The organism is Kitasatospora sp. YST-16 (genome assembly GCF_026802215.1).
Lineage (GTDB): Bacteria > Actinomycetota > Actinomycetes > Streptomycetales > Streptomycetaceae > Kitasatospora > Kitasatospora cineracea.
On the sequence record NZ_CP113837.1, the window covers coordinates 5,660,047 to 5,686,116 of the forward strand.

General features: G+C 72.1%; 33 protein-coding genes and 2 pseudogenes. All 35 read right to left on the reverse strand.

The window, feature by feature from the left end; genetic code table 11:
* Positions 1-3: 3 nt before the first annotated feature.
* Entirely contained in the window at positions 4-525 is a 522-nt protein-coding gene (locus OU787_RS25690) for a hypothetical protein (protein ID WP_268660686.1), read from the reverse strand.
* Positions 526-557: 32 nt separating this feature from the next.
* Positions 558-2,066, reverse strand: coding sequence for a DUF317 domain-containing protein (locus OU787_RS25695; RefSeq protein WP_268660687.1), 1,509 nt, complete (start codon positions 2,064-2,066; stop codon positions 558-560).
* A 174-nt stretch (positions 2,067-2,240) separates the two neighbouring features.
* A complete protein-coding gene (locus OU787_RS25700; RefSeq protein ID WP_268660688.1) occupies positions 2,241-3,101 on the reverse strand; it encodes a hypothetical protein in 861 nt (286 codons plus the stop codon).
* Positions 3,098-3,412 (reverse strand): hypothetical protein, encoded by a 315-nt coding sequence (locus tag OU787_RS25705; protein ID WP_268660689.1) that lies wholly within the window; start codon positions 3,410-3,412, stop codon positions 3,098-3,100. The genes OU787_RS25700 and OU787_RS25705 overlap by 4 nt, the downstream gene beginning before the upstream one ends.
* Positions 3,413-3,492: 80 nt before the next feature.
* Positions 3,493-4,152: a hypothetical protein gene (locus tag OU787_RS25710; protein ID WP_268660690.1), complete on the reverse strand. Its 660-nt coding sequence runs from the start codon at positions 4,150-4,152 to the stop codon at positions 3,493-3,495.
* Between the two features lie 166 nt (positions 4,153-4,318).
* Positions 4,319-4,861, reverse strand: coding sequence for a hypothetical protein (locus OU787_RS25715; RefSeq protein WP_268660691.1), 543 nt, complete (start codon positions 4,859-4,861; stop codon positions 4,319-4,321).
* Complete coding sequence (locus OU787_RS25720) at positions 4,858-5,556, reverse strand: HAD family hydrolase (RefSeq protein ID WP_268660692.1); 699 nt, start codon at positions 5,554-5,556, stop codon at positions 4,858-4,860. Before OU787_RS25720 ends, OU787_RS25715 begins: the two co-directional genes overlap by 4 nt.
* Before the next feature lie 83 nt (positions 5,557-5,639).
* Positions 5,640-6,749, reverse strand: coding sequence for an MFS transporter (locus OU787_RS25725; protein WP_268660693.1), 1,110 nt, complete (start codon positions 6,747-6,749; stop codon positions 5,640-5,642).
* A gap of 116 nt (positions 6,750-6,865) precedes the next feature.
* Entirely contained in the window at positions 6,866-7,696 is an 831-nt protein-coding gene (locus OU787_RS25730; RefSeq protein ID WP_268660694.1) for a winged helix-turn-helix transcriptional regulator, read from the reverse strand.
* Positions 7,697-7,732: 36 nt separating this feature from the next.
* Positions 7,733-8,239, reverse strand: coding sequence for a hypothetical protein (locus tag OU787_RS25735; protein ID WP_268660695.1), 507 nt, complete (start codon positions 8,237-8,239; stop codon positions 7,733-7,735).
* Complete coding sequence (locus tag OU787_RS25740) at positions 8,236-8,991, reverse strand: hypothetical protein (protein WP_268660696.1); 756 nt, start codon at positions 8,989-8,991, stop codon at positions 8,236-8,238. Before OU787_RS25740 ends, OU787_RS25735 begins: the two co-directional genes overlap by 4 nt.
* Positions 8,992-9,003: 12 nt before the next feature.
* Positions 9,004-9,339, reverse strand: coding sequence for a DUF4913 domain-containing protein (locus OU787_RS25745; protein WP_081966753.1), 336 nt, complete (start codon positions 9,337-9,339; stop codon positions 9,004-9,006).
* Positions 9,254-9,571, reverse strand: coding sequence for a hypothetical protein (locus OU787_RS25750; RefSeq protein ID WP_268660697.1), 318 nt, complete (start codon positions 9,569-9,571; stop codon positions 9,254-9,256). Before OU787_RS25750 ends, OU787_RS25745 begins: the two co-directional genes overlap by 86 nt.
* A gap of 102 nt (positions 9,572-9,673) precedes the next feature.
* Positions 9,674-9,955 (reverse strand): hypothetical protein, encoded by a 282-nt coding sequence (locus OU787_RS25755; RefSeq protein WP_232794842.1) that lies wholly within the window; start codon positions 9,953-9,955, stop codon positions 9,674-9,676.
* The gene (locus tag OU787_RS25760) at positions 9,952-10,284 is read right to left on the reverse strand and encodes a hypothetical protein (protein ID WP_268661986.1); all 333 of its coding nucleotides are present in this window, start codon (positions 10,282-10,284) and stop codon (positions 9,952-9,954) included. Before OU787_RS25760 ends, OU787_RS25755 begins: the two co-directional genes overlap by 4 nt.
* 142 nt (positions 10,285-10,426) lie before the next feature.
* A pseudogene (locus tag OU787_RS25765) lies at positions 10,427-10,732 on the reverse strand (DNA cytosine methyltransferase); the annotation flags it as partial.
* Between the two features lie 40 nt (positions 10,733-10,772).
* Positions 10,773-10,949 (reverse strand): hypothetical protein, encoded by a 177-nt coding sequence (locus OU787_RS25770; protein ID WP_268660698.1) that lies wholly within the window; start codon positions 10,947-10,949, stop codon positions 10,773-10,775.
* Positions 10,946-11,590: a hypothetical protein gene (locus tag OU787_RS25775; protein ID WP_268660699.1), complete on the reverse strand. Its 645-nt coding sequence runs from the start codon at positions 11,588-11,590 to the stop codon at positions 10,946-10,948. Before OU787_RS25775 ends, OU787_RS25770 begins: the two co-directional genes overlap by 4 nt.
* A 15-nt stretch (positions 11,591-11,605) precedes the next feature.
* The gene (locus OU787_RS25780) at positions 11,606-11,827 is read right to left on the reverse strand and encodes a hypothetical protein (RefSeq protein WP_268660700.1); all 222 of its coding nucleotides are present in this window, start codon (positions 11,825-11,827) and stop codon (positions 11,606-11,608) included.
* A 426-nt stretch (positions 11,828-12,253) separates the two neighbouring features.
* Complete coding sequence (locus tag OU787_RS25785) at positions 12,254-12,868, reverse strand: hypothetical protein (RefSeq protein ID WP_268660701.1); 615 nt, start codon at positions 12,866-12,868, stop codon at positions 12,254-12,256.
* A gap of 38 nt (positions 12,869-12,906) precedes the next feature.
* Positions 12,907-13,389, reverse strand: a complete 483-nt coding sequence (locus OU787_RS25790; protein WP_268660702.1) for a hypothetical protein — start codon at positions 13,387-13,389, stop codon at positions 12,907-12,909.
* A gap of 46 nt (positions 13,390-13,435) precedes the next feature.
* Complete coding sequence (locus OU787_RS25795; protein WP_268660703.1) at positions 13,436-13,957, reverse strand: hypothetical protein; 522 nt, start codon at positions 13,955-13,957, stop codon at positions 13,436-13,438.
* Between the two features lie 83 nt (positions 13,958-14,040).
* Entirely contained in the window at positions 14,041-15,174 is a 1,134-nt protein-coding gene (locus OU787_RS25800; RefSeq protein ID WP_268660704.1) for a DnaB-like helicase N-terminal domain-containing protein, read from the reverse strand.
* Complete coding sequence (locus OU787_RS25805) at positions 15,171-15,380, reverse strand: hypothetical protein (protein ID WP_268660705.1); 210 nt, start codon at positions 15,378-15,380, stop codon at positions 15,171-15,173. The genes OU787_RS25800 and OU787_RS25805 overlap by 4 nt, the downstream gene beginning before the upstream one ends.
* A 323-nt stretch (positions 15,381-15,703) precedes the next feature.
* Positions 15,704-16,960: a DNA cytosine methyltransferase gene (locus OU787_RS25810; protein ID WP_268660706.1), complete on the reverse strand. Its 1,257-nt coding sequence runs from the start codon at positions 16,958-16,960 to the stop codon at positions 15,704-15,706.
* A 191-nt stretch (positions 16,961-17,151) separates the two neighbouring features.
* Entirely contained in the window at positions 17,152-17,970 is an 819-nt protein-coding gene (locus tag OU787_RS25815) for a hypothetical protein (protein WP_268660707.1), read from the reverse strand.
* Between the two features lie 114 nt (positions 17,971-18,084).
* Positions 18,085-18,459: a hypothetical protein gene (locus tag OU787_RS25820; protein WP_268660708.1), complete on the reverse strand. Its 375-nt coding sequence runs from the start codon at positions 18,457-18,459 to the stop codon at positions 18,085-18,087.
* Entirely contained in the window at positions 18,456-19,361 is a 906-nt protein-coding gene (locus OU787_RS25825) for a hypothetical protein (RefSeq protein ID WP_268660709.1), read from the reverse strand. Before OU787_RS25825 ends, OU787_RS25820 begins: the two co-directional genes overlap by 4 nt.
* Positions 19,358-21,125 (reverse strand): annotated as a pseudogene (locus tag OU787_RS25830) (type IV secretory system conjugative DNA transfer family protein). Before OU787_RS25830 ends, OU787_RS25825 begins: the two are co-directional and overlap by 4 nt.
* 160 nt (positions 21,126-21,285) lie before the next feature.
* Positions 21,286-21,924, reverse strand: a complete 639-nt coding sequence (locus tag OU787_RS25835) for a hypothetical protein (protein WP_268660710.1) — start codon at positions 21,922-21,924, stop codon at positions 21,286-21,288.
* A 95-nt stretch (positions 21,925-22,019) separates the two neighbouring features.
* Complete coding sequence (locus OU787_RS25840) at positions 22,020-22,805, reverse strand: DUF317 domain-containing protein (RefSeq protein WP_268660711.1); 786 nt, start codon at positions 22,803-22,805, stop codon at positions 22,020-22,022.
* Between the two features lie 541 nt (positions 22,806-23,346).
* Complete coding sequence (locus OU787_RS25845; protein WP_268660712.1) at positions 23,347-23,931, reverse strand: hypothetical protein; 585 nt, start codon at positions 23,929-23,931, stop codon at positions 23,347-23,349.
* A gap of 11 nt (positions 23,932-23,942) precedes the next feature.
* Positions 23,943-24,389 carry a hypothetical protein gene (locus OU787_RS25850; RefSeq protein ID WP_268660713.1) on the reverse strand — a complete coding sequence of 149 codons (447 nt, stop codon included), beginning with the start codon at positions 24,387-24,389 and terminating at the stop codon, positions 23,943-23,945.
* A 5-nt stretch (positions 24,390-24,394) separates the two neighbouring features.
* On the reverse strand, positions 24,395-24,886 hold the full coding sequence (locus tag OU787_RS25855; protein ID WP_030458452.1) for a hypothetical protein: 492 nt from the start codon (positions 24,884-24,886) through the stop codon (positions 24,395-24,397).
* A gap of 11 nt (positions 24,887-24,897) precedes the next feature.
* Positions 24,898-26,070: a hypothetical protein gene (locus tag OU787_RS25860; protein WP_268660714.1), complete on the reverse strand. Its 1,173-nt coding sequence runs from the start codon at positions 26,068-26,070 to the stop codon at positions 24,898-24,900.

Consider the following 26,070-nt stretch of genomic DNA (forward strand, 5'->3'; position numbering starts at 1 on the left):
CCATCAGGTTCGGGCCCGGCGCGTGCCGGCGACAGGCGAGGCGAAGGGGGTGGCCGGCGGGGACGCCACCACGGTGGCATCGTGAGGGCTGCGGCCGGTGGCGGCCACGGCGCGGCTGGGCGGGTCTGCGGTGAGGGTGCTCCAGCCTGCGTTGTGGCCGACGGTGCGCAGCGCCCGCTGGTAGGAGGGGAGCAGGCGCCGCGTGACATCGGCGGCGGCTCGGGCGGGATCGTGGGCGACAGCGATACCGAACGGGACAGCGTCCTGGACCTGGTGGGCGAGTCCGTGGCCGACGGGGACCAGCGCGGCGACGAGGTATTGCCGAGAGCGGAAGGGCCGCCGCAGAACTACCAGCTCCAGGCCCGCGGGGTGGCGTAGCTGACCTACGTGGTCGTTGACGAAGTCGAGCAGGGCCCAGTGGGCGGTGCCGAGGTCCCAGAGCCGGTCCATCAAGGCGGTGCGCTGGCTGGCCGTGGAGTTGTCGCGAAGCGAGGCGTTCCAGCGGCCCGGCAGGCGTAGGGCCACCGCCTGGCTGAAGTCGTTGAGCAGAGCTGGGGTCAGCGTGTTCGCCTCCTCGGCGTGGTCGGGTTGGCGGCCGCACCGGGCATGGACTCGGGCCCTGTGGTGCGGGCAGTGCCGGATCGGGCAGCGCTGGCACGGGGTGCAGCCGGAGGCAGGACGCGGATGAAGGGAAGGAACTGCTGGGGCACGGTGTGCTGGGCGCGCCGGGCGGGCTCGGGCGCGGTGGCGGCCTCCAGCGCCGCGCTGATCAGTACGTGTGGGGTAGATGTGGTGCCGGCCAGCGTCCAGGCGGTCAGTCGGCTGTCGAGGCGGGAGGCGAGCAGGTGGGTGGAGGGGCTGTTGTGGTCCAGCTCTTCGTGCCGGGAGAAGGAGAGGAGACTGCGGGAGTAGGAGACCTGCAGGAACGGATGGGTGTAGCGGATGGTGTGCCCGTGCTCCTCACGGCTCCAGCCGCCCTCGACGAGGTTGCTGCTGAGGGAGCTGTGGGCGTTCAACGCCCGTCGGGTGGCCGAGGGGTAGCCTTCGGCTGAGGCTCGGGCGAGAAAGCTGGTGACGGCACCGACGACCTCGGCCGGCGTCTGCGGGCTCAGGTGCATCTGCCACAGCGGAGCGGCGAGGGCTTCCTCCGCGCCGGTGATGATCCACGTGCCCTCGGACGGTCGCACACGGTAGGACGGTTCCGGATCGGTGCGCAGCAGCTGCGCGACCCGGATGGTCGCGCAGGGGCTGTCCCAGAACCTGGCGGTGGCGCCGCTCGTCGTCGTCCACCCGTTCGCCCTGCTCAAGGCGGATACGGCCCGGCCCCTGTCCCCGGGCCCGGCGAGATGGGCAGGGACGACCAGGACCTCCGAGTCCGCCAGGCCCGGCGAGGCCGCCAGCAGCTCGGTGGCCTTCGGCATCATCGGGCGGCACTCCGTCGGGCGTTCGGCGGCGTCCTGTTCGGCCTGGGACCGGGCGAGCACCTCCGGCGGGAGACTGGAGGTGAAACGGATCAGTGGCTCGCGGTAGAGCACTGCCCGGTTGAAGGCCGCCATCACGAGTGCGGGCGTGTCGGAGCTGAACCGGGCGGACCACGACACCTCCGGAATTCCGGGGGCCACACTCCACACGAACCGCAAGGCTCCGTCAGCGGATTCCTCCTCCTGGCTGCGATGCGCGCCGGCGGTCACCAGCACCAGGCCGTCGTTGGACGCCGCCCGTAGGGTGCCGTGAGCTGCGGCAGTGGTCTTCCAGCCGTCAGCAGCCAGGACTTGGAAGGCGTCGGCGACGGGTTGGCCGTCGCCGATGAACACGGCCTCGGTGTCCGCGACGACATCGCGCTCCAAGACGTCGGCCAGGTCGGCGAAGAACGTGTGGAGGATCTCGGGCGGGCAGTTCCGGCTGAAGGAGCCGTACCAGTTGATGCCTTCGAACAGGTCGCGCTGGGCGAAGACGCCCCAGGGCTCGGGACGCTCCGGGTCGTAAACGACCCGCATCCCCATGCATGGGCTTTCACTGACGAGGCGCGTCGTGTCCCGCACGGCGGTGGTGGTCCAGCCTTCCAACGCCCTGAGAGGAGTGTCGAGGCCGAGCCGTGTGCCGAGACCGGCGAGGTAGGCGGGCCGGACGAGGGTGTCCTCCTCGGGCCAGAAGTCGTCCCAGGGAATCTCGATCAGGGTTGGTCTCCAACGGGTGCGAACCGGGCATGGTGTGGTGAAGGACGGGATGGCGGCGGCCGCTCAGGACGGCTCCGTTGATGCGCTCGCCTCCAGCAGCGCGGTCAACCGAGGCAGTGTGAGCGCGGAGTCGAGGCGGCCGGCAGCGAAGTACAACGGGATGCCGCTCGTTCCGGTGTCGCCGGGGCGGGCAAGGCTGTATCCGACTCGGGCGCCCGTCTCGTCGGTTCGCCAGCGCACCTGGACGCCGTCGGCCTCCAGCGCGGCGGCGTACTCCGCGACGCTGCTGGCACCGGCCAGGGCCTGGCGCATGCGCTGCTGGAGCCAGACGCGGGACGGCTGGTCCCAGCCCTGCTGCTCCGCCTTGATGATCTCGGCGGTGGTCGGATAGCTGGTGGTGACGCGCTCGCCTTGGCCGACGGACCGAAGGCCCCACTCCGTCTCGATCGCCCGGCACTCGGCCTGTGCGCGGGCCGCATCACGGTGCATCGCCGGCCGGGACCCGTCCGGCAGCACGCTGATCCCGGCGATGTGAATGTGGTGGACGGCGTGCCGCACAGCCACCCACCGGCACCCGGGCCCATCGGTGGGTGCGAGCCCGGTCGCGGCGACGATCCGCTGAGCCACGTGCGCCCACTGGTCGTCGGTGAGCAGCGGGTCCTCGGGAGCCGTACGCACCGAGCAGTGCCAGACCCGGCTGGGCGGCGGTGCGCCGATTTCGGCGGCCCGCAGCTGTGCGTGTTGGTCGAGCCGGGCGGCGAGTCGGCCGATGGTGGCACCCGGGTCGCGGCCGGGGTCGGGCGCACCGGCCCGGTCCCAGGCAGCGACCAGGTGCGGGTCTTCGTGCTCCTCGCGTCGACCGGGGCCGTAGAGGTAGGCCAGCAGCGGCCGGGGGCTGGTACCGGTGGACACGTCGGGGATCATGCGGCCTCCAGCACGGCGTCGAGGACGGCGTAGATCCGCTGGGCCAGGGCGGGCAGTGCAGTCGGCACTTCGGACGCCTGCTCGCGGCCGGCGACGGTGCCCGTCAGCGTGCACAGTTCCCAGGCCAGGCGGTCGAGCGCTTCGACGAGAGGGCGGCGCGGGTCGGTCTCGGGCCGGCCGACGGGACCATCGGCCAAAGCGGCGGCCAGTGCGGCGGTGGCGATGAACCCGGAGGTCGTCAGGTGCTCCTGTGCCGCCCGCTCTCGGATGGCCGAGAACGCGGTCGGCGTCAGGCGCACGGACTTCTGCACGGAGCGGTGCTCGGTGGTGCGCGGGCGCGGTCGGGCCCGCTGGATGTCGGCGGAGATAGGTGTTCCTGGAGGTCGGGCCGTCATCGGGTGCGGGTGGCGGCCGGGTCTGTGGTGATGACAGGCGGGGCTGCTGCCTCGGCCGGGGCGGCCCCGGCTGCGGAGGCCGGGCTGGTGGCGCGGGCGGCGGCGGTGCGCGGGCTGGTGGAGGGAGCGACCTCGACGGGCGGGAGGGGGTTGTCAGGCTCGCCGATGCGCATGGCCCAGTCGTAGGCGGCATCGAGATCGGGGAAGCCGCCTTCGCGCAGGGTGTACGAGCGGCCGAGGTAGTCGACGTCCTCGAAGAACACCCGGACGGGGTGGAGCCCGGGCTCCGGGCGCTGGTCCTGGGCAATGATCCATGTGTGGAAGTCGTAGACCAGGTCCTCGGCGGCGCTGGGCGGCCCGCCCGAAGCGTGGGCGGGGTCCAGGACGACGTCGGAGGTGTAGCTGTTCGCGAACCAGTACCGATCACCGGCCAGGGCGAGCCTCTGCTCCAGGTCGCGGCTGGGCTGGTCGGTGGTCGGCAGCCACTCGGCCTGCGGCGTCAGCTGGTCGAGGTCGGCGCCGCGAGCGATGAGCCAGTTCTGCGCGAGGGCCACGATCGGTGCCCGCTCGTAGTCGAGCCTGAACGTTCCTGCTCCCAGATCGCGCTGGACGTGGATGCCCGCGAGCTGAGGCGACCCAGGAATGCCATAGGTCATGGTGGCGTCGTGGACGACGAGGTAGGAGTCGGTCAGCAGCGGCGAATGCGGGTTGACGGTGTGCTGCGCAGCCAGGACGCTGACGTTCCGCTCATATGCGAACTCCCACCAGCGTTGTTTGTCCTCATCGGCGTGGGCTTCGAGGTCTTCGACCTGGAGTGCCTCGTCAATGGCGAGGAGCGGCTTGGTGGTGTCGGTGATGGGGTTCTCCGGTGTTCTTGGGGGGCGCGGACGGGGTGCGGGGCGTGGAACTCGTCTTGACGGTGCCGCGGAGGGAGGCGGCCCGCTGCCGGTCCGATTGGGCCTCGAACGGGGGTAGACCCTTGTAGATCTCCACGAGGTTGGTCAGGGAGCGGTGGAGTTCGGTGCGCCGCGCGGCGAGGAGGTCGAGCGTTGGGGCGCTGTTGTGGAGGAGCCCGTTGATGCTGGGCTCTTCGGCATCGCGGCCGTCGATCACGCGCTGAAGGTCACGGCGCAGGGCATCGGCCAGGTGCACAATCCGGGTCTGGACGTCATCGAGCCGGCGTGCCTGGGAGGCGAGTTGGTCGGCGATGGCTCCGTGGACGGTGTCGGTACCGCGGCCAGGTAGCTGGTGAAGATGCTCGACCTGGAGCTGCACGCACACCAGGCGCGTTCCCACGTCGGTGTTGCCCGGGACGCGGGGCCTCCATTGAGCGATGGGCCTCCCGCGCCGGTCTTCGGCGCTCACCGGGGCTCCGGCCCGGTCGAGTTGATGATGGCCAGTCCCATGTCGACGGCGTCCTTCAGGCTGTCGGCGACGGGCACTCCGGCGGTGGCCAGTCGCTCGGGCGAGTGGAGGCCGCGGGTGTGCAGGACCGGAACTGCGCCGACGGACAGTGCGGCGAGCGCGTCGTCGACCGTGTCGCCGATCACGAGGGTGCGCGCCGGGTCGGTGGCCGGTCCGAGGGCTGCGAGGTGCCGGGCCATGGCGGGGGCCTTGCTGCCGACGACCGGTTCGTGTCGGCCGTCGACCCGGTCGAGCAGGCCGGTGATGCCGACGGCCCGGACTTCGGTCAGTAGCCGGTCGTGCAGGGACAGGGACAGGAGGCTCTGCCGGATACCCCGGGCTCGCAGCCCGAGCATCAGGTCGCGGGCACCGGGCTGCAGCCGCACCGGGTGCTGGGCGAGTTCGCGTTGGAAGGCGGCGTCGGCGTCGTGCCACTGCTGGTCGTCCAGGACGCGGTCGAGCAGGGCGTCGTAGAAGGCGCGGATCGGGGTGCGGTGCTCGGCGCGGTAGCGCTCCAGCGTGATCGGGGAAATGCCCAGGTCGGGCAGGGTGGCGTTGAGCGCGTCGAGGTGGTCCTTGACGTCGTCGCGCAAGGTCCCGTTCCAGTCCCAGACAACGGTGACGGGCGTCGGGACGGGGGCGGTGGTGCGATGCAAGAAGGCTTCTCCGGACGAAGGTTGAGGTGGTTCTGCGCACTCGCAGACCGGGCGGGCGGAGCGCGGCCCGGGGAGGTGGCAGGTCAGCGGCGCACGGCAAGAGTGAGCGCGGCTGCGACCGCGCTCGCCAGGGTGAGCGCGGCGACTGCGACGGGACCGGCCGTCGAGAGCTGCCCGGCCAGCGCGGTGCCGGCAGCGCCGCCGAGTCCGATGACGGCGACCAGCCAGGCCGCGGCCTCGGTGGCGGTGCCCTGGGGAGCGAGCCGGTCGCCCAGCTGGAATGCCGTCGCGAGCCACGGCGCCAGGAACAGGCCGGGAAGTGCGGCGGCGGCCACCGCGAGAGCCGGTTCGGGAGTGAGGAGGAACAGCGCGAACGGTGCGGCGAAGCGCACGCTCACGGCGCGCAGCAGCTGGCCGGCGGGAGCGCTGTGGGCGAGCCTGGCCCACATGATGCCGCCCACCAGGCTGCCGAGGGAGAGGGCGGCGGGCAGCGCTCCGGCCAGCCACCCGGCTCCGTGGTGGTCGGCCGCGGCCAGGGCGTAGACGTTGAACGATCCCAGGCTCGCGCCCAGGAGTGTGGCGGCGCCAAGTAGGACCAGCAGGCCAGGTGAGCGCAGCGGCCCCAGCCAGTGAGCCTCCCGCCGCACGGGGTTGAGGACGCGGGCGGGCTGGCGGGAGGCGACCAATGCCGTGCCCGCCAGTCCGAGGATCGCGCAACCGAGCAACGCCAGAGCTGGGGAAGCGAGTTGACACAGGACGGTGGCCAGGGCGGGCCCGGCGACATAGACAGCCTCCTGGGCGGTGGCGTCCAGGGCGAACGCGGCCTGCTGGTCCTGCTGGGCGACCAGGCGCGGCCACATCGCCCGCAGCCCGGCCTCCAGCGGCGGGGTGGCGAGCCCGGCAACCGCGACCAGGGCGGCCGAGAGGAGCGGGTCGCGGCCCGTGCCGACGACGGCGAGTGCCGTGAACGCGGTGCCCGCGACGGTGGCTGCGGCCAGCGCGACGCCGGCCAGGCGACGCCGGTCGACGGCTCGGCCGAGTAGCGGTTGGCTGACGGCCCCGCACAGGGCGTAGAGCGCGGCCAGCAGCGCTCCCAGTGCTGCCCCCGCATGGTCGGCGCGGGCGGCGAGCAGCAGAGCGAGCGGGGCCATCGCGGTGGGAAGCCGTCCCACCAGGGTGGCGGTGAGCAGCACGGCGACGTGCGGTGCGCGAAGGACGCTGCGGACCGGGCGATCCGGGCCGGACCGCTGGGCGGTGTCGGTGACGGGTGTGGTGGTCAGGGCGGAACTTCCGGTCGAGGGCGGGCGGATCAGCGGCGCGGGCCGGCGGCGCTCTGCAGGAGCGCCGGGGGCTGGGGGCCGGGAGCGTGGGAGAAGTGGATCCGCAGGGTGTCCCGGCGTAGCCGGGCCGCGTCGGTCCGCGCGGCGGCGGGGCGGGGCGCGGCGATGACCACGGCGCCGGTGCCGGAGGTCAGCGCGACGGAGGAGGCCCGCGCGGCAGGATCGGGGTGGGCGACGCTGGGCAGGTACCGCTCCGCCCACCCGGACAGCTCGCGGACCATGGCGCCGGTGTGCATGCCGGCCTCGCTGATCGCCCACCGGTAGGCCCGCGGGCTGCCGCTGCGCGAGATCAGGCCCTGCTCTGCCAGCACGGACAGGCGGTGGTGAAGGATCCCGTTGTTGGGGACCGGGAGCCGCTGCGCGAGCTGTGGGACCGTCAACGACTCGCCCGCCACCAGCTCGACCAGGACGGCTCCGGTATGGGGAATGGCGAACAGGCCCAAGGCGTCGTCGATCGCCTCCGGCGCCTCCAGCGCCGCGCGGCCGACCAGGTGCCGGTCGGCCCAGGACTTGGCAGCGGCGTGGACCGGATCCAACGCCCTGCCGGCATCGGTCAGTGCCAGCTCGTACCGGCGGCTGCCGGGAATGGGCAGGCGCGTGATCGCACCCGCGCGCTCCAGCAGACCGGTCACCTTGTACAGGCTGCCCGCCGGGATCGGGGAGGAGCTCGCGATCTCGGCCTTGCGCAGCGGGCCAGAGGAGCCCAGCGTGCGCAGCAGGCGGGTCGACCAGCGTGTGGAGATCCCCTCGGCGGCCAGCTGGGCGCGGTCCAGGACGGTGACATTGGCGGTGGCGGGCATGGAGAACTCCGGTGTGGCAGTGGGGTTGTGTCGGGATCAGCGCCGGACGGCGGCGGGAGGGGCAGCGACCACGGTGGGCGGCGCCGCGCCCGGGGTGGTCGCGATGGCTTGGGCCGGGGAGGGCCGGGAGACGGAGGAGGCGAGGGCGGCCTGGAACCGAGCCGGCATGCCCGGACGCGGAACCTCCTGAGCCGCACCCTGCTTGAGCCGCTCGGCCGCCGTCTTGTAGACCTCGATGTTGTAGCGCCGCCCGACGGCGACGAGGTGGATGCCGAGCAGTCGGCGTGGGTTGCCCGGTGCGCGCTGCTCGGTGTAGACGAGCCGGTAGGCGTTGCGTTCGTCGAGGTAGAGCTTGCGGGCTCCGCGCAGGTCGCGGTCGCCCTGCTGGTCCAGCAGAGGTCCTCGGACCTCTGCGCGCAGCAGCCGGTCGAGGTACTCCAACGCGAGGTCCCGAACGTCTGCGGGCGCGTCGAGGAGGTCGGCGAGCGCCTCCGGGTGGGCGGAGAAGCCCACTGGAGGACTGCTCGGCCGCTGCTCGCTCACCGCACGGCCCGCCGTCCGGCCGACACCGGGACGGGGGCGAGGGCAGCCTCGGTGGAGGTGCTCTTGGCGGACGATGCGGTGGTGCGGGCGCGTGCTGCCAGGGCCTGCGGGCTGTAGACGACGGTGACCTCGCCCTGGGCGACGGGCGGCAGCGCGGTGCGCCGGGTCTCCAGCCACTGCTGGACCTCCTGCGGGCTGGCGAAGCTGCCCTCGCGCAGGGTGTACCCGCGGTCCGGGTCGCCGGTCTCCACCTGCAGGAGGTACGGGCGGTCGGCACCGGCAGAGGTGGTGTCACGCAGCATCACCCACGTCTCGCCCGGCTCGACGCTGTGCTCGACCTGCTCGTACCGGGCATGGTCGGTGATGAAGCGGGCGGCGACGGCGGCACTGCGCTCGTCGGCCGGGGTGCCGCCGTGGCCGGCGCGGTGGAGAAAGGCACCCGGGTCGGCGCCGCGGGCGACCAGCCACGCCGCCGCCATGGCGAAGGTGGGAGCCGGGCGGGTGGCCAGGGTGAAGGTGCCGTCGGTGCCGTAGTGCAGATGGGCGCCGAGCGCGGGGTTGGCGTTCTCTTCGTAGGCGTCGAGGTTCTCGAACAGCAGGAAGTTGTCGCTGCCGGGCTCGGGGCCGTCGGGTTCTGCAGGGTCGGTCTCGATGAGGAGGTCATAGACCTCTTCGGCCTCCAGGAAGTGCTGCTGGGCGCGGGCGGAGGCGCTGTCCGCGGGCTGCCACTGGGGCAGGCTGAGGTCGGGCATGTCGGCCTCCGGTCAGGTCGAGGGGAAAGGAGTAAGGGAGTCGGGGTCGGTCAGCGCCGGGTGCTCCAGCAGGCGGTGGCTGACGTGGCCGCCGGAGCTGGTGCACGCGCCGAAGGGGCCGTCGGCGGCGCGCAGCTTCATCAGCGCCGGCTCGAGATGGTCGCGCTGCCAGGCGCTTGGGCCGTTCGCCCCGGACTCGGGATCGATCGCGGCCTGCCAGGCCAGCCACAGGGCGTGCAGCCGGGCCACGGCCTCCGGGTGCTCAGGCCAGCGCACGCACCACGGCCGCGACGCCGTGGTTTCGGGTCCGTAGATCTTCGTGAAGATCTCGTCGACCCACGGGACCATGAGTTCGACCTCTTTTGTAGTAGGCCGGGTCCTCGAAGGCGACGATGAACATGGGCTCAGCGGCGGCGCCGTCGTCCTCGGGCTCCAGTGCGGTCGACATGGTGGCCAGCTGTTCGGCCTGAGCGTCGAAGCCGGCCGCCAGGGCCGTCAGCTTCGCGGACAGGGCCTCGATCTGGGCGTCGCTGTAGCCGGAGTTCGGCTCGGCGCCCTCGTCGGGCTCGGGTGCGGTCAAGGGAGGAAGGGGCCTTTCGGTGCGGTTGCGGGGCGTGAGACAAGGTTCCGCCGCGATCGGCCGGACGCATCCGGCCGATCATGAGGTATAAGCACCGCCTCCTCACCGCCGCCCGCCGCAGCACGCGGCGGCGAGGAGGCCGGGGGCATCGAGCAACTGCATTGCCGCAGCTGCCTGCTGGCGGACCACTCCGTTGCCGAGGGCGGTCAGCTGGGCCGACCGCGACAGGCCGGGAACGCCGGTGACGTGACCGGCGTCGAGCCCCATGATCCACTCGACGAACTCCGGGGCGAGGCGACCGTTTCCGTCGACGGGCTCCGGGGCCGGCCGGGTGACACGCTCCCACCGGGCGACGGCCGAGGCGTACGGTCCCCACCGGCTCACTCCTCCAGAACCCTGTCCCACAGCGGCAGCAGCACCGCCGACAGCGGCGGCCGAAACCCCTGTCCCGCCCGCCTCCCCGGCGTCCCCGTGTCCGAGGCCCGCGGCGTCGGCAGCAACTGCGCCGCCGCCGAGGGAAGAGTCAGATCGCCCTTGGAGCCACGGGAGTTCGGGCCCCCGTGCGTCCCGTCGCTGGCCTTCGGAGTGGGCAGCAACAGGTGCTCCACCTCGTCCGACAAGTTCGGGCCGTGCCCGCCCGAGCGGCGCTTGTCCGGGTGCTGACTGCCGCCGATCTGCCCCAAGTTGGAGGTCGGCGTCTTGAGCAACGCCACCGTGTGCCCCAGGTCCGCCCGCCAGGCATCCGGGCCCTTCGCATCGCGCGCCCGCGGCGTCGGCAGCCCTGGAGCCGCCGGGCCAGGCCACGAGGAAGAGACGCTCCCTGCGATGAGGGGCACCGACGGCTGCCGCGGATAGCACCGTCCATCGCGCATCCATCCCGAGGTTGGCCAGACTTCCGAGTACCGCGCCGAGTGCCCGCAGAGGAGGCTCACCTCCGCCGTCTCCCAGATCGCACCAGCCGCACTCCAGGTCGCCATCGGCTGGCGAGGCAGCGGCTGCGCTGAGGATTCCGCGTACATTTTCAATGATCACCAACTTCGGCTTGAGGACCTCGATCGCGCTGGCGATGGTCAGCCACAGTCCGGAGCGGGTGCCCTCCATCAGGCCGGCGCGCTTGCCGGCGACCGACAGGTCCTGGCAGGGGAAGCCCGCCGTCAGCACGTCGACCGAGGGGACCGACGACCAGTCAACTGCGGTGATATCACCGATATTTGGCGTCTCTAGGCCAGTGGTGAGCCAGGATCTGCGCGGCGGAGGGGTTCATCTCGGCGTGCCAGACCACCTCGCCGCCGAGCACGGCCTGCACCCCCATGTCCAGGCCGCCGAACCCCGAGCACATCGACCCGATCCGCGGCCCCCCGCGGTTGGGCGCGCTCATCGGCGCGCCCCGGTTCGGGCGCTCGCAGCACGGCTGGGCGGCGCCGCGACGACCACGGCACCCGGCCCGGCCGCCGTGCGGGCGGTGTCCGGCTCGGCGGGCTTGGCGGTCACCGCGGCCGAGCGGACCATGCGGACGGCGGCGTCGCCCGTGAATGCCTTGAGCAGGGCGGGCTCTTCGGAGGCGGTCAGGTTCTCCGCGACCTCCCGCAGCTTCCAGACGGCCTCGTCGAGGACCTCCCACCCGGCGGACAGCGACTTGAAGTACGCCAGGCGGTGCGGCGAGGCGTAGGCGGGGCCAGGCGTCAGCCGGGTGAGGGTGGCGGAGACGAGGGCGGGCTGCAGGCGCGCGATCGCCTTGGCAGTCAGCAGCCCGGCGTAGGCGTACGCGACGGTGCACCGCCGCCAGGCGATGTCCGAGGGCTTGGTCGAATCGGGCGCGACGGTGTCGTACTCATCGGTGGTGTTGGACAGCAGCGTCTCCTGCACCTGGGTCATTCCCTCCAGCACCGCGCCGAGGCGGGCGCTCTGGGGGCCCCGGTAGGTGTAGAGGCGCCACAGCTCTTCGCGGAAGGCGTGCAGGTCGTTGGCGGTGCCGTGCAGCCACTGCGACTGCAGTTCGACAGGGGTGGTGTAGGTCATGACGGGGCCTCGGTTTCAGCGGCGCAGCTTGGCAGCGCTGCGGGGAAGGGCGGCGATGGGGGCGGGCTCGGCCGAGCGGCGGGTGAGAGCGCGGCGCAGCCGCTGCGGCAGACTCACCGCTGCGTGCTGGCGGGCCTGGGCGGGCAGGTACGAGACGCCGGCGGAGGGGAGGCGGTCCGCCTCGATCCGCAGCTCCCTTGCTGCGGCGCCGAGTTGGTGCCGGGCAGCGAAGTACACCTGGCGGGGGTCGACCGGCTGGGCGTCTGGAACGGCCCACACGTCCGCGCTGACGGAGTGCTGGAACAGGTGCGCCAGGTGCAGGGTCGCGTCCGTGACCCGGGTGTGGGCACGGGCGAGGGCGATGGCAGTCAGCCGTGCGGCGCTGGTGGCGGAGGGATCGAGCGGAATGCGGTTGGCGTAGTCGGCTGCGCCGAGCGTGCTGGTCTGGACGAGCTGGAGGGCGCTGAGCTGCTGGGCGACGACACGGGCGTCCGGGACACCGGGGTCGGCGGCGAAGGGGCCGGGCAGCTTCTCGGCGAGGTCTTCGGCCTGGTCGGCGACGAGGCGAAGCCGCTCCTGGTAGTCGCCGAGGGCCGGCGCGGGTTCGGGGGCGGGCGTGGTGGGCTCCGTACGTGGGGCGGTGACCGGCGCGGCGGCTGCCGGTCAGGGACGGCGGAATGGCAGAACGGTCGCGGACGCGGCGGGGGCGCCCGGGGCCGCAGCGGGCGGGGCGGCGACGATCAGCAGATGCGGGGTCCGCCGCCGTGCTGCGCGAGGGCGAGGTTCGTGCTCGCCGGCGGCCGGGGGCATCGGCGCAGGTTTCGGTGAGGACGAGTCGGCGAGAGCGACAGCCGCAGCGGGTAGCGGCACCTTCGGCCAGGGCGGGCCCGTGGTGATCGCGGTGCTGACGGTGCGGAGGTCGGCCGACAGCGCGTGCAGGCCCGACCGCGTGCTCTCCAGCCCCCACGTGACCACGCTCTCCAGGGCGTCGAGCTGCCGGGTGTTGAGGGAGGCGGCACTGGCGTCGGAGAGGTGGGCGGCGGCCTCCAGGGTCTCCCCGAGAACCGCGCCGACCAGGCCCAGCCTGGCGGCGGCCCAAGCGAACACGAGGGCACCGGTACGGGACGCAGGCTGTTCGGGGGACGCCTGGTTGAATCGGGCGGCGTTGGCGGCGGCTTGCTGCTGCAGGGCGAGGACGTCCTGGAACTGCTTCGCGACGTCGACCGGTTCGGTGGGCGGCACCCCGCGAAGCGCGGCCTTGCGGGTGTCGGTCGCCATGCTCCGCAGGAGACGGCCGACCTCGTACTGGTCCCCGTTCACCGGTGCTTCCGGGGTGCGGGCTGGGCGACAGGCCGGGGAACGGGAGCTTCTGCGGTGTCGGTGGTGATGGTGGTGACGAAGCCGAGGACTTCCTGGTGCCCGCGGTCGGCCTCCTTCTCCGCTTCGGCCAGCGCCGCCACTGCTGCCCTGTGGCGGCGCTGGTGCAGCGACTCGGCTGCACTGCGCGGTGCGCCGCGCTCGGTCAGGGCGCACTTGACCGAGAGGTCGAACGCGACGGCCAGGTGCCGGGTGATCGTGGCGGCGCGGACGGCCGCTGCCGTGTAGGCGCCGGCCAACGCCGGGTTGGAGTCGCTCGACCTTCGGCAGCGGCGCGCGTTGTCGGCGCACTGGCGCTGGAACGCGAGGGCCTGGGCCATGCGTTCCGATACGGCGGCGGGGTCGGGAGCGAGCTGTCCTGGCCCAGGAGGCGCGGCGGTGACGCGGCCGAGCAGGCGGAGCATCCCGGCGACGGTGCTCATGTCGCGGATGGCGGCAGGGGGCGTGCTGGTCAGAGTGTCTCCGGGTTCAGCGGCGTCGGCCGGCCGCGTGCTGCTGCAGGTCGGCGGGCCGAGGGGAAGGTGCAGCGACGACGCGGGCACCGCGAGCGGTCGACCGCGCTACGGCGGCGGGGTTGCGCCCGGCGGGTGCCGTGAGAGACAACCGCTCTGCTTCGTAACGCAGTTGCTCGATGGCCTCTCGCAGGGCGATGCGGGTGTGGGAGAGGGAGTGGTGGACGTGCCGGGTGGCGCGCTCCCGGGTCTCCTCGGCGGCTTGACCACCGACGCCATCGACCTCGTGCAGCCGTGCGGCCATCGTGGCGGCACGCCCGATGGACGCGCCTGCGCGGGCGAGCCGTTCGGCTGCGACGGCCAGGGCCCGGGTCTCGGTCCGTTCGGCGGCGGCTGGGTGCGGGCGCGTGGCCAGGACGACGGCGGTGTCCAGGACGGCGCGGCGGTGATCGTCGATAGCGTCCGCGTGGACAGCCAGTTCGGCCAGGCCGGGTACGCCCTCCTCGCGGTAGGCGCGGGGCAGCGCGTTCTCCAGCACCTCGGTTTGGTCGGCGGCAGCTCGCAGGCGCTGGGAGGCGCGGGAGTTGGAAGCAGGTAGGGGCATGGGCATTCGCTCGTAGGTCAGCGCCGGTGCGGGGAGGGCTCGATCGGCGGGCGGGAGGGCCGGTCGGCTGTGCCGGCGGTGCGGGTGGCGGCCTGGCGGCGGACGCCCAGGACCACGGGGCCGCGACGGTCCGAGGCGGGGGCGCCGAGGGCGGCGCGATGACGTTGCTGGAGGCGGTCGGCGGGTTCCAGCGCGCGTAGCGAGTCGCCGAGGAGGGTGCCGGCGGAGACGGCGGCGTCCAGCGCCAGGACGCGCACGATCCCTGCTGAAGTGGCCGAAGTCCGCAGGAGCGAAGCCCGTAGGACCCGCTCGGCCCAGTAGCCCGCATCGCCCGGCATGCCCGTCGCCACCAGGGTCCGCACTTCCTCGACCGTGGTCGTTCCGTCGGCCAGGGCTCCACGCCGCTGCACCTCCCAGAGGGCAGTGAGCTCGTCTACGGGTTCGCCACGGTGCGTGAGGGCAGCCAGGGCCTGGTAGACAGCTCGGTGCGAAGGGGACAGGAAGTCGCCGCCGCTCAGCCAGGAGGTGATCTCGCTGATTCGCGTCGGAGACGCGACCATGGAGGCCAGCAGCATGCGCTCGTTGTCGTGGGCGTTCTCGGCGGCGCGTCCGGCCAGCAGACCTGTGGGGGTATCCGGCTCTGGCAGAGGCTTTGTCGACCGGACGTCGATCGTGCCCCACGCCGTCGTGAGCTGGTCGATCACTGTGTGCAGCGAGGCCGTCAGGGCGACCGTGGTCCTCACGGAGCCGCCCTCGGCGGCAGCCAGCAGCCGGTGGGCGTGCTGCTCCAGGGAGCGACGCACAGCGGTCTCCAGCACCATCCGCCCGTATGCGGTGGCGTGCGCGGCGATCGGGCACGCCGAGATCAGCGACTGCCCGTAGCTGGCGCTGAAGCCGGGAATGGTGCGTACGCCGGTGTCCATCGCCCGCAGCGCCCAGTTACGGCGCTGTTCGCCGGTGGCTGGGAGTGCCGCCTCGTCGAGCTGGGCGAGCATCACTGCGAAGAACTGGCCGTGGGCGGGGCGCAGGAAGTGGCGCGGCTCCAACCAGGCTCGCAGCGAGGCCAGTTGTGAGGGGACGAGGAGGCAGGCGCCCAGCACGGCCTGCTCGGCCTCCAGTTGGGGGCTCAGGCCAGGGCTGTCGACGCTCACGGGTGCCGTCCGGGCGAGGTGACGGGGGCCAGGAGCGTGGCGAGCGTTTCCAGGTCGCGGGTGAGGGCGCGGTCGTCGATCGAGAGATGACCGTGGCCGGCGGCCAGGTACCAGCGTCCGTCGATCCGTGCGACGGGCAGCGGGACGCTGGCCGCGCCGAGGCCGGGTGTTGCCGTCGCAGCGGAGGGCGGCAGAGAGTGGGTCATGGTAAGCAAGTCCGTTGCAGATCAATGGCGTTCGTGGTCGCGCGAAGGGAAGTCTCAGCGTCGTGCGCCGCGGGGACCGGGCGAGTGCGGGGGCCGGACGGTCTCGACCTGGCTGTTGGTGTCGAGCGCTTGTTGGACAGCGGCCCGGCGGGCGGCGTAGCGAGAGAGGGCAGCCTGGTAGGCGGCCCAGGTGCCGGGGCCGGAGAACCGGTCGGGTACGGCGGGCTGGTGCTCGGGTGTGCGGTTGATGGTGGTCTCCGAAGTGGCAGTGGGGGTGGGGCGGCCCGGCCCCGGCGTGCGGCTGGGGCCGGGCAACGGCAGTGCTACCGGGGGCGGGCGGCACGGCTGCGGGGGTTGGGCGCGGCGCTCACGAAGAAGTCGTCGAAGCCGGGGAGCATCTGCACCTGGGCGGTGCCGGTGGAGGTGGCCGCAGTCGCCCGGGGCGACGCGGGTTCGGCGGCGGCCGGTGCTGCCAGAGCCAGGCTCTGCGGGCTGTAGATCGTCTCCAGGTAGCTGGAAACGGGCTGTTCCCATTCCTTGCGCAGGATCGCGCCGCCCACCACACGGGCGGCCTCGGTGGGGATCACGATGTCCGCGAGCTGCTGGCAGGCGGACGAACGGGAGCCCGTCCACGGGTAGTCGGCCGGCATGGCGACGGTGAGGGCCGCCTCCGGCACCGTGTACTTGCGGTCCTTGTCGTCGGCCCAGTACCAGCCGCGGATCTTGCTGGTGGTGCCCGGTGCGGTGCGGTCGGCCGAGAACTCGTTGCCGCCGGACGTCCGCCTGGTTCCGCGGGTGTTGACCCGCACACCCGCCGGCCAGCCGAGTGCCTCGGCGAGCGTGCGCCCGGGGACCGGCTCGGAGGGCTGCATCGCCTGCAGGTTGACGTAGTGGTGGCGGCCGGCCACGAGGTAGACACGCCGCCGGTGGGCTGCCACGCCGACATCGGCGGCATCCAGGACCTGGTAGTCGGCCGAGCACCAGTCGGCGATCTGCAGCTCATCCGAGATGGCGTCCAGCACCACCTCCGGCAGCGCGCTGCTCTGCTCCATCGCCATCCAGCGGAGGTTGTCGTAGCGGGCGGTGAGCGCGAGCGACCAGATCAGCGACTCGGCGATCAGGCCGATGCGCTCGTCGCTCATCTGCGGCACCAGGGAACGGGCCTCCTCGAAGGTCAGCAACGGGCCGGTGAAGCCGCTGTAGCCGTCCCACTCAGGGTCGGAGCAGATGCCGCAGGTATCGGCGGACTCGCACTCCCCGGTGTCGTGGTAGTGCCCGAAGCTCGCTTCGCACGCCATGGTGAAGGTGTCCAGCAGCAACTCGATGTTGCGTTCCTGATGGCCTTCACGTTTGCCGGCCGGGGACCAGACCTGGCACGGCGCGCTGACGGTGAGTCCCTCGACGTACCGCAGCGCGGGGTGGATCGGATCGAGGGTGCGAACGTCGGCGACGATGCGTCGGTGCCCGGCTGCCACTGCGGTCGCGGAGGCGTCCCAGCCGATCTCGACACCGACCACGTCGAACCCCGAAGGGTCCAGGACTCGCAGCCCCTGCTCCCAACCGCCGGGCCCGGCGAACAAGTTGACGACTCGTTGGGGATCGCCGGGGCGAGGCGGGAAAAGCCAGGCCACGGGCCACGGGTGGGCGATGGCGACGAGTTGCTCGTGCGTCCACGGGCCCATCTGGGGGCTTTCGTCGGGCCAGTGCAGGTCGCCGGCGGTGGACAGCCGCGGCCGGTAGTCGCGCGGCGGGATCTCGGGGTACCGGTAGTTCAGCGCCGCCCCCTCTCCGACGCCTGGATCGGTGGGGAGGCGGGCGCCGTGGTGCTGGCCGCCGACCGGCCTGCTGACGGCGAGGCCAGGGCGGTCGCGGAGGCGCTCTTCGCAGCACTGGCGCGGGCACCCTCCGCAGCGGCGCGGTCTGCCGCCAGGTCGGCCGTGATCTCATGCTCGATTCCGTCCAGGCTCGCCGAGTGGCTCCTGAAGATCTCCGCGTAGTCCGGGTGATCACCTACATCGGCAGAGTGCGCGAGAGCGGTCAGCGTCGTACGCAGCTTGCGGAGAACGGCGAGCCCCTCGGCCACCTCGACCGGCGCACTGTCGGCCGCCTGCCGTTCTCCGGTGAGCGGAAGCAGATCGAAGTGGATCTGGCTCGCGACGTCCCGAAGAACCTCTGCGTGGGCGAAGGCGCGCCCGGCCAGCGTCTCCGGTTTGATGGAGCCCAGGTGGTCGAGCCGACGGGCCATGCTGAACAGGGCGGCCAGATGGGCGGCGGCGGTGAACTCCGGTGCGGGGGGCGGCGCGAAGGCGGCGGTGTACACGGAAACGGCGTCCCGGAGGCGGCGGGCATCGATGCCGTCCACAACCAGCATGAAATCGGCGTTGTAGCGAGTGAGTTCGCCGCCTCCGTCGCGCGCGGACGGTGCGAGGTGCCTCTCGTTGAAGACGCCATACTGCGAGAAGCCGAACCAGTTGCTGTCGACCACGCCGGCGGACGGGGAGACGACGCGGATGCGGATGCCGCTCCAGGTGTCCTGCCGGATGGTCTGGGCCAGTTCAGCAGTAACAACCATGTCGCCACGGCGGGCCACCTGCCGCAGTCCGGTGACAGAGCCATCCGGCAGGGCACAGATCAGCCGCAGGGCCTCGGCCTGGTCGACGGACTCGATCCGAGCCAGGGGATACCTCCAGGTGGTGTGAGGGGGTCAGCGAGAGCGGGCCGAGCGGAGCAGTGGGGCCGGCGAAGGCGCAGGGGCCGCTGCGACCGCAGCGGGGGCGGCGCGAACCGAGGTGGTGTTCGCGGCGATGGCACGACCCGTGTAGGCCGTGGTGGCCAAGTCCTCGGCCAAGTAGTGGAGTTCGTTGCCGATGCCCTCGATGGTGGCAGCGTGGGCGCCGAGGGCATCGGCGGAACGAAGGTCGCCGCGCCGTCGGAAGACTTCCGCGGCTTGCTCCAGGAGCTGGTGCAGCGGCGCGAGGAGACCGTCCTCCGCTGACTCCAGGACGGCCGACAGCTCGGCATTGTGCTCAGCACGGTGCAGGCGGTTGAGGAGATCGGGATTGGTGGCCTGGACAGTCACGCGACTGCCTCGCCGGAGCGGCAGCTGAACGGGGAGCAGCCGTCCGCGGGCCCGTTCTCCAGCTCCTCCTCGGCCAGCGGTAGCTGCTCCTGCAGAGCGGCGAGTTCGGCGCGGCTGAGACGGTCGATCGGAGCCTCGGCCAGGGGCCGACGGGAGCGGTGCAGGTAAGCCTGCCCGAGCAGCGGGCGCCCCTCCGAATTAGCCCGAGCGTTCCCTGCGCGGATCGCGGCATCGAACTCGACGACATCGGCCCATTCTTCCGGTGATCCATCTCGGATCTGCCGCCACTGGGAATTTCCATGAAATGGACATCCCAGGCACGCGGATTTCGGGGTGGATTCCCAGCCGTGGTCAGCAAGGAGATTGAGGCAGTCCTGGCGCGACAACCCAAGGTCGATCAAGGGGAAGCTGTGGCGCGCGTACTTGACGTCGGAGTCCTTGGCGCGGTGGAATTCATCAGTCGAAATCCCGATCCACTGCTCGATGTACACTCCGCGCGGCACCCGGACCGGATGAGGGTAGCCGAGTATGCGGCGCACCTCGCGCTTTATCGGCTTAATCTTATATTCGCCCGTGCACTGGCGCCGCGTCATTCCAGGACTGCCGTCCTTGTTCAGAATGTACAAGGGCATGGAGGCGAATCGGTGTCCCGGGTCGAGGGCGTCCGCCCGTATGTTGCCCGACGAGACTCGGAGAATCGGGATATTTGCGGGGCGGGCGATCCGGCGCTCCACCTCGTCCAGATGCCGATAAACGGCTGCCGGTTCCCAGCCCGTGTCCGCGAAAATCGCGTAGTCGAGCTTCGGTAGCTCTCCGATCGCCGACAGCAGAAGAAGCGTCGTGGACTGCACCCCCGCGCCGAGCGACAAAATGCGGCTGGCAGGTTCGGTCGCGTAACTCATGCGGCCTCACCCGCCGCGGCGAGCGCGCGTTCGGTGATGAGGTTGGTCTGCCGCGAGGACGCCTTGCCGATCGCCCCGGCACCCGGCTCCTTGTACCAGGGCCGCAGGTCAAGCATGGCGGGCCGCAGGCCGGTGGCGAACAGCAGAGCGGTGCCCTTGCGCAGTGCGCGGATCTGGTCCGGCGGCAGGATGCGCTCTTGGCGCATGCTGGTCGAGGTGGAGCGCCCGGATTCCGAGGTGGAATGCGAAACGGTTTCTACGTCGTGCTCGCCGACCAGTCGCGAGAGCTTGTCCGCGAAATCCGCGTCATCGATTCCCGAGCCCACGACCTTGACCGTCGCGGCGGACCACATCGCGTCCATGCCCGCCTCGCCCCAGACTTTCTGGCCCTGGCGGTAGCTCTGCAGAATCGTGATCGGGATGACGCCGCGCGAGCCCAGATGGGAATAGAGATCGGGGAGGTCTGAAATTTTGCAGACATTCGCGGCCTCGTCGAGAATTGCCAGCAGCGGCGGGTCGAGCCGTCCGCCGGCGCGTTCGGCCTGGATGACCGCGGTGCGCATCACGGAGTCGGCTGCCGCGGCGATCAGGGCACCGGCAGATCCGCCGCCGTCCTTGGACAGCAGATAGAGGGTGTCCTTGGCGGTGACGAACTCTTCGGGCTTGAACTGCGGCAGGCCGGGATTCGGGGTGACCCACCGGGAAATCTTCGGGTCGAGTAGGCACGCCGCATACTGCCGGGCCGTTTCATAAATTCCGTCACGGGTCTCCACCGCGCCTGAAACGGTGCCCTGCAGCTGGTCCGCGATGGCCAGCAGCTTGTGGTCACGGAGAATGTCGATCGGCGTGCGGTTGGAAGGTACCGCAAGCCATTTCAGGACATCCGTGATGGGGCGGCTGTCGCATCCGGCGGCCAGGAAGAGTGCACACAAGGTGTTCTGGGCGGCGGTGCTCCAGAAGTCACCCTGGGAGCTTTCGTCGACTGCCGCGGCGACGAAGTGCCCGGCCAGGCGGCGCGCACCTGGGAGGTCCTTGGCGTCCGCCAAGATGTCCCACCACATGCCCTGTGGGGTGTGGGCGATGCCCTGCGGGTCCATCGTCCAGACCCGGCCGGCCTCGGAGCGGGCCTCCAGCGTCGCGGTGTAGGCATCCCTGGCCGCTTTGTTGCTGGTCAGCAGGACAGGGCCGGGCGCACGCAGAATCGCGGGGACGGCCAAGCTGGTGGTCTTGCCGCTTCGCGGCGCCATGATGGCGACGCACACGTCCTCCCAGGAAGCGCGGACCTCGGGGCCGGTCGGCGCGAGGTTGCCGAGCAGCAACCCGCTGTCATCGGGGCGGATTGCCCGGTCTTTTACAGTCCGCGAGACTCGGACGCAGGTCGCGGGCCTTGGCCGTGATCTCGGCGGGCAGCAGCGGGGAGAGGTCGCGGGAGGTCGCCAGGCCGCTGGGCTTGCTCCGGTGGCGGGACCACAGCCGCAGGCCGGTAGCCACCAGGGCGAGCGCGGTGATCCCGGGGACGATGCGGGTGGCGACCAGCAGTGCCAGCGACGACAGGTGCGGGTAGAGCTGATCGGGGTGCAGTGCGGCGGTGACCGGCTCGAACGGAGTGCGCCAGGGGCCGCTGCCGGTAAGGGAGTTGGCGGTGTTGCCGCCGATCCAGGCGAGCGAGCCGAAGACGGCGAGCGCGGATCCTGCACCTATGAGGGCATAGAGGAGGGCGTCGGTGCCCGGACTCTGCGAGGGGCTTTTCGGGGTGGCGGGCAGGGGGTGGTTCCTTACAAGGATGGGGAGTTGGTCTTCCGCGCGAGCGCGGGCGGGAGGAGGGCCGGCGCTGCGTCAGATGGCCGCGGGCAACGGGGTGCTCGCCTATGCGCATCGGACGGGGGCCGGACCCGCTGGCTGAGGTCGGTGGGGGCTTTCTGCCTCAGCGAGAGGCGGCGCTTGAGAGGCGGGTCGGTGCGGCGGGGCCGGCAGCCGGCGCGGGCTCCCTGCTGTTGCCGGGGGCGGTGGTTCGGGTGAGGGCAGCGGCGACCCGAGGGGAGGACGCCGGTTCCTCGGCGACCGGGGCGAGGTCGGCGTCGGCGACGGTGTAGCCGAAGGCGGTCAACTGGGTGCTGGCCTTCTCCAGGGCCTCGGCCAGGAGGTGGGCCCGTCGTTCGGCGACCGGGTCGGCGGCGGAGATCGCGGTGAGCCGCTGGGCGGCGGTGTCCAGCAGGGCGGTCATCCGCCCGATCAGGCCGTACTCCGGGTCCATCAGCGGGCGGACGATCTCGTGGACGTCTTCCGTGGTGTCCGCGGTGTACGCCTGGGCGGTTGCTGCGACGAGGCGGGACTCCAGGTAGGACCAGTCCTGGGGATGGAAGGGCTGCCGTTCGATGCGCTGCCGGGGAAGAGGCGGAACTACGCGGGGCGCGTATCCGGCGTCGGCGAGCATGCGTTCTGCGAGGCGGATCCGCTGGGTTGTGTCGCTGGAACCGTGGCCTTCGACGGTGAAGATCGGGTTGCTCAGCTCGGGGGCTTCGGCGGCGAAGCCCGCGCGCACCAGCAGTGTGCGGCTGGCCATGTCGGGGGCCTGGGTCCAGGCGCTGGCGGTGCTGCCACTGGCGTCCGGGAAGCGGGCGATGACGATCGACTCGGTCAGGACGAGGACCTTTCTGTTCAGCGGCGGGGGTGCCCCTGGGTGGGATGGCGTGGGTCGGTCCTGGCGAACTCGGCGTCGACGTGGGCGAACGGGTTGCTCAGCGGTGGCGGAGCGGGGCGAGTTGCGGCGGCTGCCCGAGTGGCGTCGCTGATCTGCGACGTCGTGCGGACTACCGGGGCCGGGTCCACGACAGCCGAGGTGAGCATGTTCAGGTAGCGCATCGGGGTCGCGGCGGACAGAGTGGCGTTCCACTGGTCCTGCCAGGTCGGGCCGAACTCGACCTCGATCATCCAGGGCCCCATCGCTTCTTCGAACTCGCTGTCCGGCTTGGGCCTGTGCGTCAGCGTGGCGGCGCCGTCGGGTGAGGTGAACCGGATACCGTCCACGACCGTGGTGGTCGGCCCGGCGGGAGCGCCGATGATCGAGATCGTGCCGCCGTGGTCGTGGAGGAGCAGGGCTGTCAGGTCCGAGGCGGCCCAGCCTGCCTTGAGGAGGGGGCGCCATCCGGTGGGCGGATGACCGGGCCACTCCGCGACGATCTCCTCGGGGGCAACGTGCCGGTCGGCGGCCAGGGCCTGGACGAGCGCACCGACGATCTCGGCAGGCGTCTCCTTGCTGAAGGTCGCCCACCACCGCGGTTCCACGTCGTCCGGGTGGGTCCGGACAGTGATCCGCCACAGGTGGAACACTGCGATCTCGGCGGCCACCTCGATCCGGCCGCAGGGGCTGGTGGCGGCGATCCTTCCGGTGGCTGGGGTGTTCTGGAGCGGCCAACCGTGAACGTGGACCAGTGGCTGAAGCACGCGGCTGGTCTCTCCAGCTCCGGCGAGGTAGCGGGGGCGGACGAGGAACTCGTCCTCGGCTGGGGGAGGTATTCGCTTCTCCTGAGTCAACGGTGGGGCGGTTCGACGATCCGGGAGTGTGGGGCGACGGCGGCCGGGGCGGCATGGATCTGCGGGCCCGGGCCGGCAGTCCGGATCGCTGGGGAGGCGGAGACGGCCGCGCGGGGACGGGCTCCTGTGTCGACGTGGCCTTCTGCGACGTGGGCGGTAGAGGCAGCGGCGCGGTACCCGGTTGCGGCGAACCGGGCGCCCGCGTCCAGGACCGGCTCCCACACCTCTGGCTGGTCGCCCAGCTCGGCGCCGAGCTGGTTTCCGAGGGCGGTCACGGCGGCGGCGAGCTGGTGGGCCGGCCCGGGCCGTAGCCCGATCCACTGAACGACGTTGGCGGCGTCCTCCGCGGTCAGCTCGGGGGCGAGCTTCGCGATCTGCCGCAGTGCGTCGCTGGCGCGTACGACCGCGGCCTCGACGAGGGCGAGGGCGTTGGTGGTGGGGACGGGGGCTCCTACGGGGAACGGTGCAGGGAACGGGCTGTGGCCTGTGGTGCGGCGGCCGGTGGTGCGGCGACGACGGTCCCGCGAGGGGCGGTGGCCGAACGGGCCGCAGTAGAACGGGGGTTGCGGTCCTCGTGCTCGGCCAGCTGGCACACGGCCAGTGCGAGGGAGCGGTCGCGAGAGGTCTCGGCGAGGCTCTGGTCGGCGCGCACCAGCGGCGCCAAGAGGCGGGCCTCGTGCAGGTCGTTGCGGATGAGGACCCAGCGGCAGCCGCCGGGGTCGCCGGCTGCGGCGATTCCGGTGGCGGCCAGGATCCGCCGGGCGACCTCGACGAACCGGTGGTCGGGAACAGGAGGCCGGTCGGGGTCGGTGCGCAGCGTGCACTGCCACACCATGCGGGACCTCACTGCCTGGGCCGGGTTTGCCGCTCGGGGAAGGTGGGCGGTCAGCTCGGCGGCGAACGCCTGTTGGCCGAGCGCGGATAGTTCGGGGACCGGCCGCCAGGCGTCCAGCAGCCGCAGCGGCTCTCCCCGGTTGGCTGCCGCTGCGGCCAGGCTGGCGATCAGGTCCTGGGCGGAGGAGTGGCGGGAGATCATCGGGTGCACGGTCACCTGCCCGGCGCGGTCGTGGCGTGCCGGGTTGCCGTGACCGTGACGGGTTCTGCGGTGGGCGGCACAGGTGTGGTCGACCGGGCAGCCGAGCGGGCGAGTGCCGCCTGGTGGCGCTCGGTGGCGTCGAGGGGGCCGTCGTAGTCCCAGGGCCAGTGGCCGCCGATCCGGTAGAGCCCGCGCTCGTCCGGGGTGACGGACTCGGTGCCGCCCTCCCCGTCGTAGTCGGGCGTCCAGTCGAAGGTCAGTACCTCGCCGTCCCAGCGCGCGGTCATCCCGCAGTTGTCCTTGTGCAGGTCCGCGACGATCTGCTCGGCGGTGCTCCGGGAGAAGGCGGGAGAGCAGTAGGGGCCGATGAGCCCCATGGTGTTGCGGGGGTCGACCAGGCCGGGGTAGGGGCCATGCTCCGAAGCGTCGACGAAGAAGTGGAAGAGGCGCTCGGGCACGGGGCTCAGTACGGGTTCTCGGTGGTGCGGGCTTCGTGCGCGGCGGCCACCAGCTCGGGCAGGTCGCCGGGCGCGGCGTCGCGCTGGTCGATCCACCAGGTCGCCTTGTCGAGCAGGCGCACCTGGTCCTCGATCTCCTGCCAGTCGGCCTCGGCCAGGTCGCCCTCTTCGACGAGTGCTCGGTAGGCGCCGGTGACCAACTGGTGGCGGCAGCGCTCGCCCCACGGCACCGCCTTGGGCGGGCCGTCCAGGTCGGGCATGCTGAACTGTGCGGCCCACTCGGTGGCGGCCTGCTGCTCGGCGGCGCGTCGCTCGGCCAGCCAGGCTTCGCGGGAAGCGGTGTCCGACTGGCGCTCGGCCAGCCAGCACTCCTTGCAGGAGCGTTCCGCCAGCCATCGGGCGAAGCCGGCCCGCTTGTCGGCGGGGCGTTCCGACAGGTCGTGGTCCACGCTGTGGCCGCAGGAGTGCTCCACGGCCCAGATCTTCTTGACGGCCAAGTAGGCTCTCCTTAAAGCGAGTTCGAGTGTCCGGCGGCCCACTGGATGCGCGGGTCGACGGCGGGGACGGCGGAAGCGGCGTTCTGCGCGTGGAGCGCGGCGCTGGAGCGGACCCGGCCTCCGGTGGCGAGCGCTGCGCGGGCTCGGGGACTGGTGGGACCTGACCGGACGGAGGCTGCGGCGGGCCGGGCGGCGACAGCGGCCAGGTCCCGGCTGTTGCCGGCGAGGACGGTGTCGGCCTGGGCGATCACGGATTCCACGCGGGAGAAATCGACGGCGGCCGGGTCGGCACGCAGTTGGGCATTGATGGCGCGAAGGCTCGCGGCAACCTCGTTGTTCATCGCCACGCGGTCGTGCAGCAGCGCGTCGGCACCGCGATCCTGGGCGCTCGGCCCGGTGTGCACGACCGTGCCGAACGGGTCGGACTGGTCGGCGGCACGAGCGGGCGAGGCAGGGGCGCGGTCCTCGGGCACGATGAGTCGGGTGGCGAAAGGGTCGGTGCGCTCGGGAGCCGGGCTCGGCGCCGGGGACGGCGGAGTGCGGTCCATGGCGGCGATGAGCCGGGTGGCGAACGGGTCGGTCGGCACGTACGGGCCGTCCAGCGGTTCGAAGTCGAGGTCGGCGGCCACGCGCAGGCCCTTGTCTCGCAAGGTCCGAAGGGTGGAGGTGGCGCGCTGCTCTCCCTCGAACTCCGGCTCGTCCAGGGCGTACAGGTCGGAGCGCGGATCGGTGCGGACGAATCCCGCCTCGGCGAAGGCGAGCCGGGCTTCCTGGCTGTCGGAGAGATTGCGGGCGACGATGCCCAGCCGGGGGTGCTGGCCGATGGCGACGTCGAAGCCCGACGTCCGGGCAGGCGCGGCGGCCTGCACGGTGGCGGCGGCACCTGCGGCGGCCTGGGCGGGGCTCGGGAGCGAGGGCCGACTGGCGGCGGTGTAGTCGAACTCCTCGGCGGCCTCGACCTGGACTCCGCTGTGGCGCAGGAAGGCGACGGTCTGGCGGACGTGGAGGAAGAGGTTCTGCTGGTCGGGCACGGCGTCGATGGTCAGGCGACCGTCAGCGAGCGGCCGGAATCCGGCGCGGAGCAGGACCTCTCGGGCGGCCGGGTCGGTGTCGGGGCCCAGGGAGGCGGCGACGCCGTACTGCGGATCGCGGGTGATGGCGACGTGATGGGGGTTGATGCGCAA

What these genes read in the sequence shown, in the direction of transcription:
- OU787_RS25700 (WP_268660688.1), bottom strand. Translation starts at nt 3,101, where the DNA reads ATGATCCCCGACGTGTCCACCGGTACCAGCCCCCGGCCGCTGCTGGCC.
- OU787_RS25710 (WP_268660690.1), bottom strand. Translation starts at nt 4,152, where the DNA reads ATGACCTATGGCATTCCTGGGTCGCCTCAGCTCGCGGGCATCCACGTC.
- OU787_RS25730 (WP_268660694.1), bottom strand. Translation starts at nt 7,696, where the DNA reads ATGCCCGCCACCGCCAATGTCACCGTCCTGGACCGCGCCCAGCTGGCC.
- OU787_RS25740 (WP_268660696.1), bottom strand. Translation starts at nt 8,991, where the DNA reads ATGCCCGACCTCAGCCTGCCCCAGTGGCAGCCCGCGGACAGCGCCTCC.
- OU787_RS25745 (WP_081966753.1), bottom strand. Translation starts at nt 9,339, where the DNA reads ATGGTCCCGTGGGTCGACGAGATCTTCACGAAGATCTACGGACCCGAA.
- OU787_RS25770 (WP_268660698.1), bottom strand. Translation starts at nt 10,949, where the DNA reads ATGAGCGCGCCCAACCGCGGGGGGCCGCGGATCGGGTCGATGTGCTCG.
- OU787_RS25775 (WP_268660699.1), bottom strand. Translation starts at nt 11,590, where the DNA reads ATGACCTACACCACCCCTGTCGAACTGCAGTCGCAGTGGCTGCACGGC.
- OU787_RS25785 (WP_268660701.1), bottom strand. Translation starts at nt 12,868, where the DNA reads ATGGCGACCGACACCCGCAAGGCCGCGCTTCGCGGGGTGCCGCCCACC.
- OU787_RS25790 (WP_268660702.1), bottom strand. Translation starts at nt 13,389, where the DNA reads ATGAGCACCGTCGCCGGGATGCTCCGCCTGCTCGGCCGCGTCACCGCC.
- OU787_RS25805 (WP_268660705.1), bottom strand. Translation starts at nt 15,380, where the DNA reads ATGACCCACTCTCTGCCGCCCTCCGCTGCGACGGCAACACCCGGCCTC.
- OU787_RS25825 (WP_268660709.1), bottom strand. Translation starts at nt 19,361, where the DNA reads ATGAGTTACGCGACCGAACCTGCCAGCCGCATTTTGTCGCTCGGCGCG.
- OU787_RS25835 (WP_268660710.1), bottom strand. Translation starts at nt 21,924, where the DNA reads ATGGCCAGCCGCACACTGCTGGTGCGCGCGGGCTTCGCCGCCGAAGCC.
- OU787_RS25845 (WP_268660712.1), bottom strand. Translation starts at nt 23,931, where the DNA reads ATGATCTCCCGCCACTCCTCCGCCCAGGACCTGATCGCCAGCCTGGCC.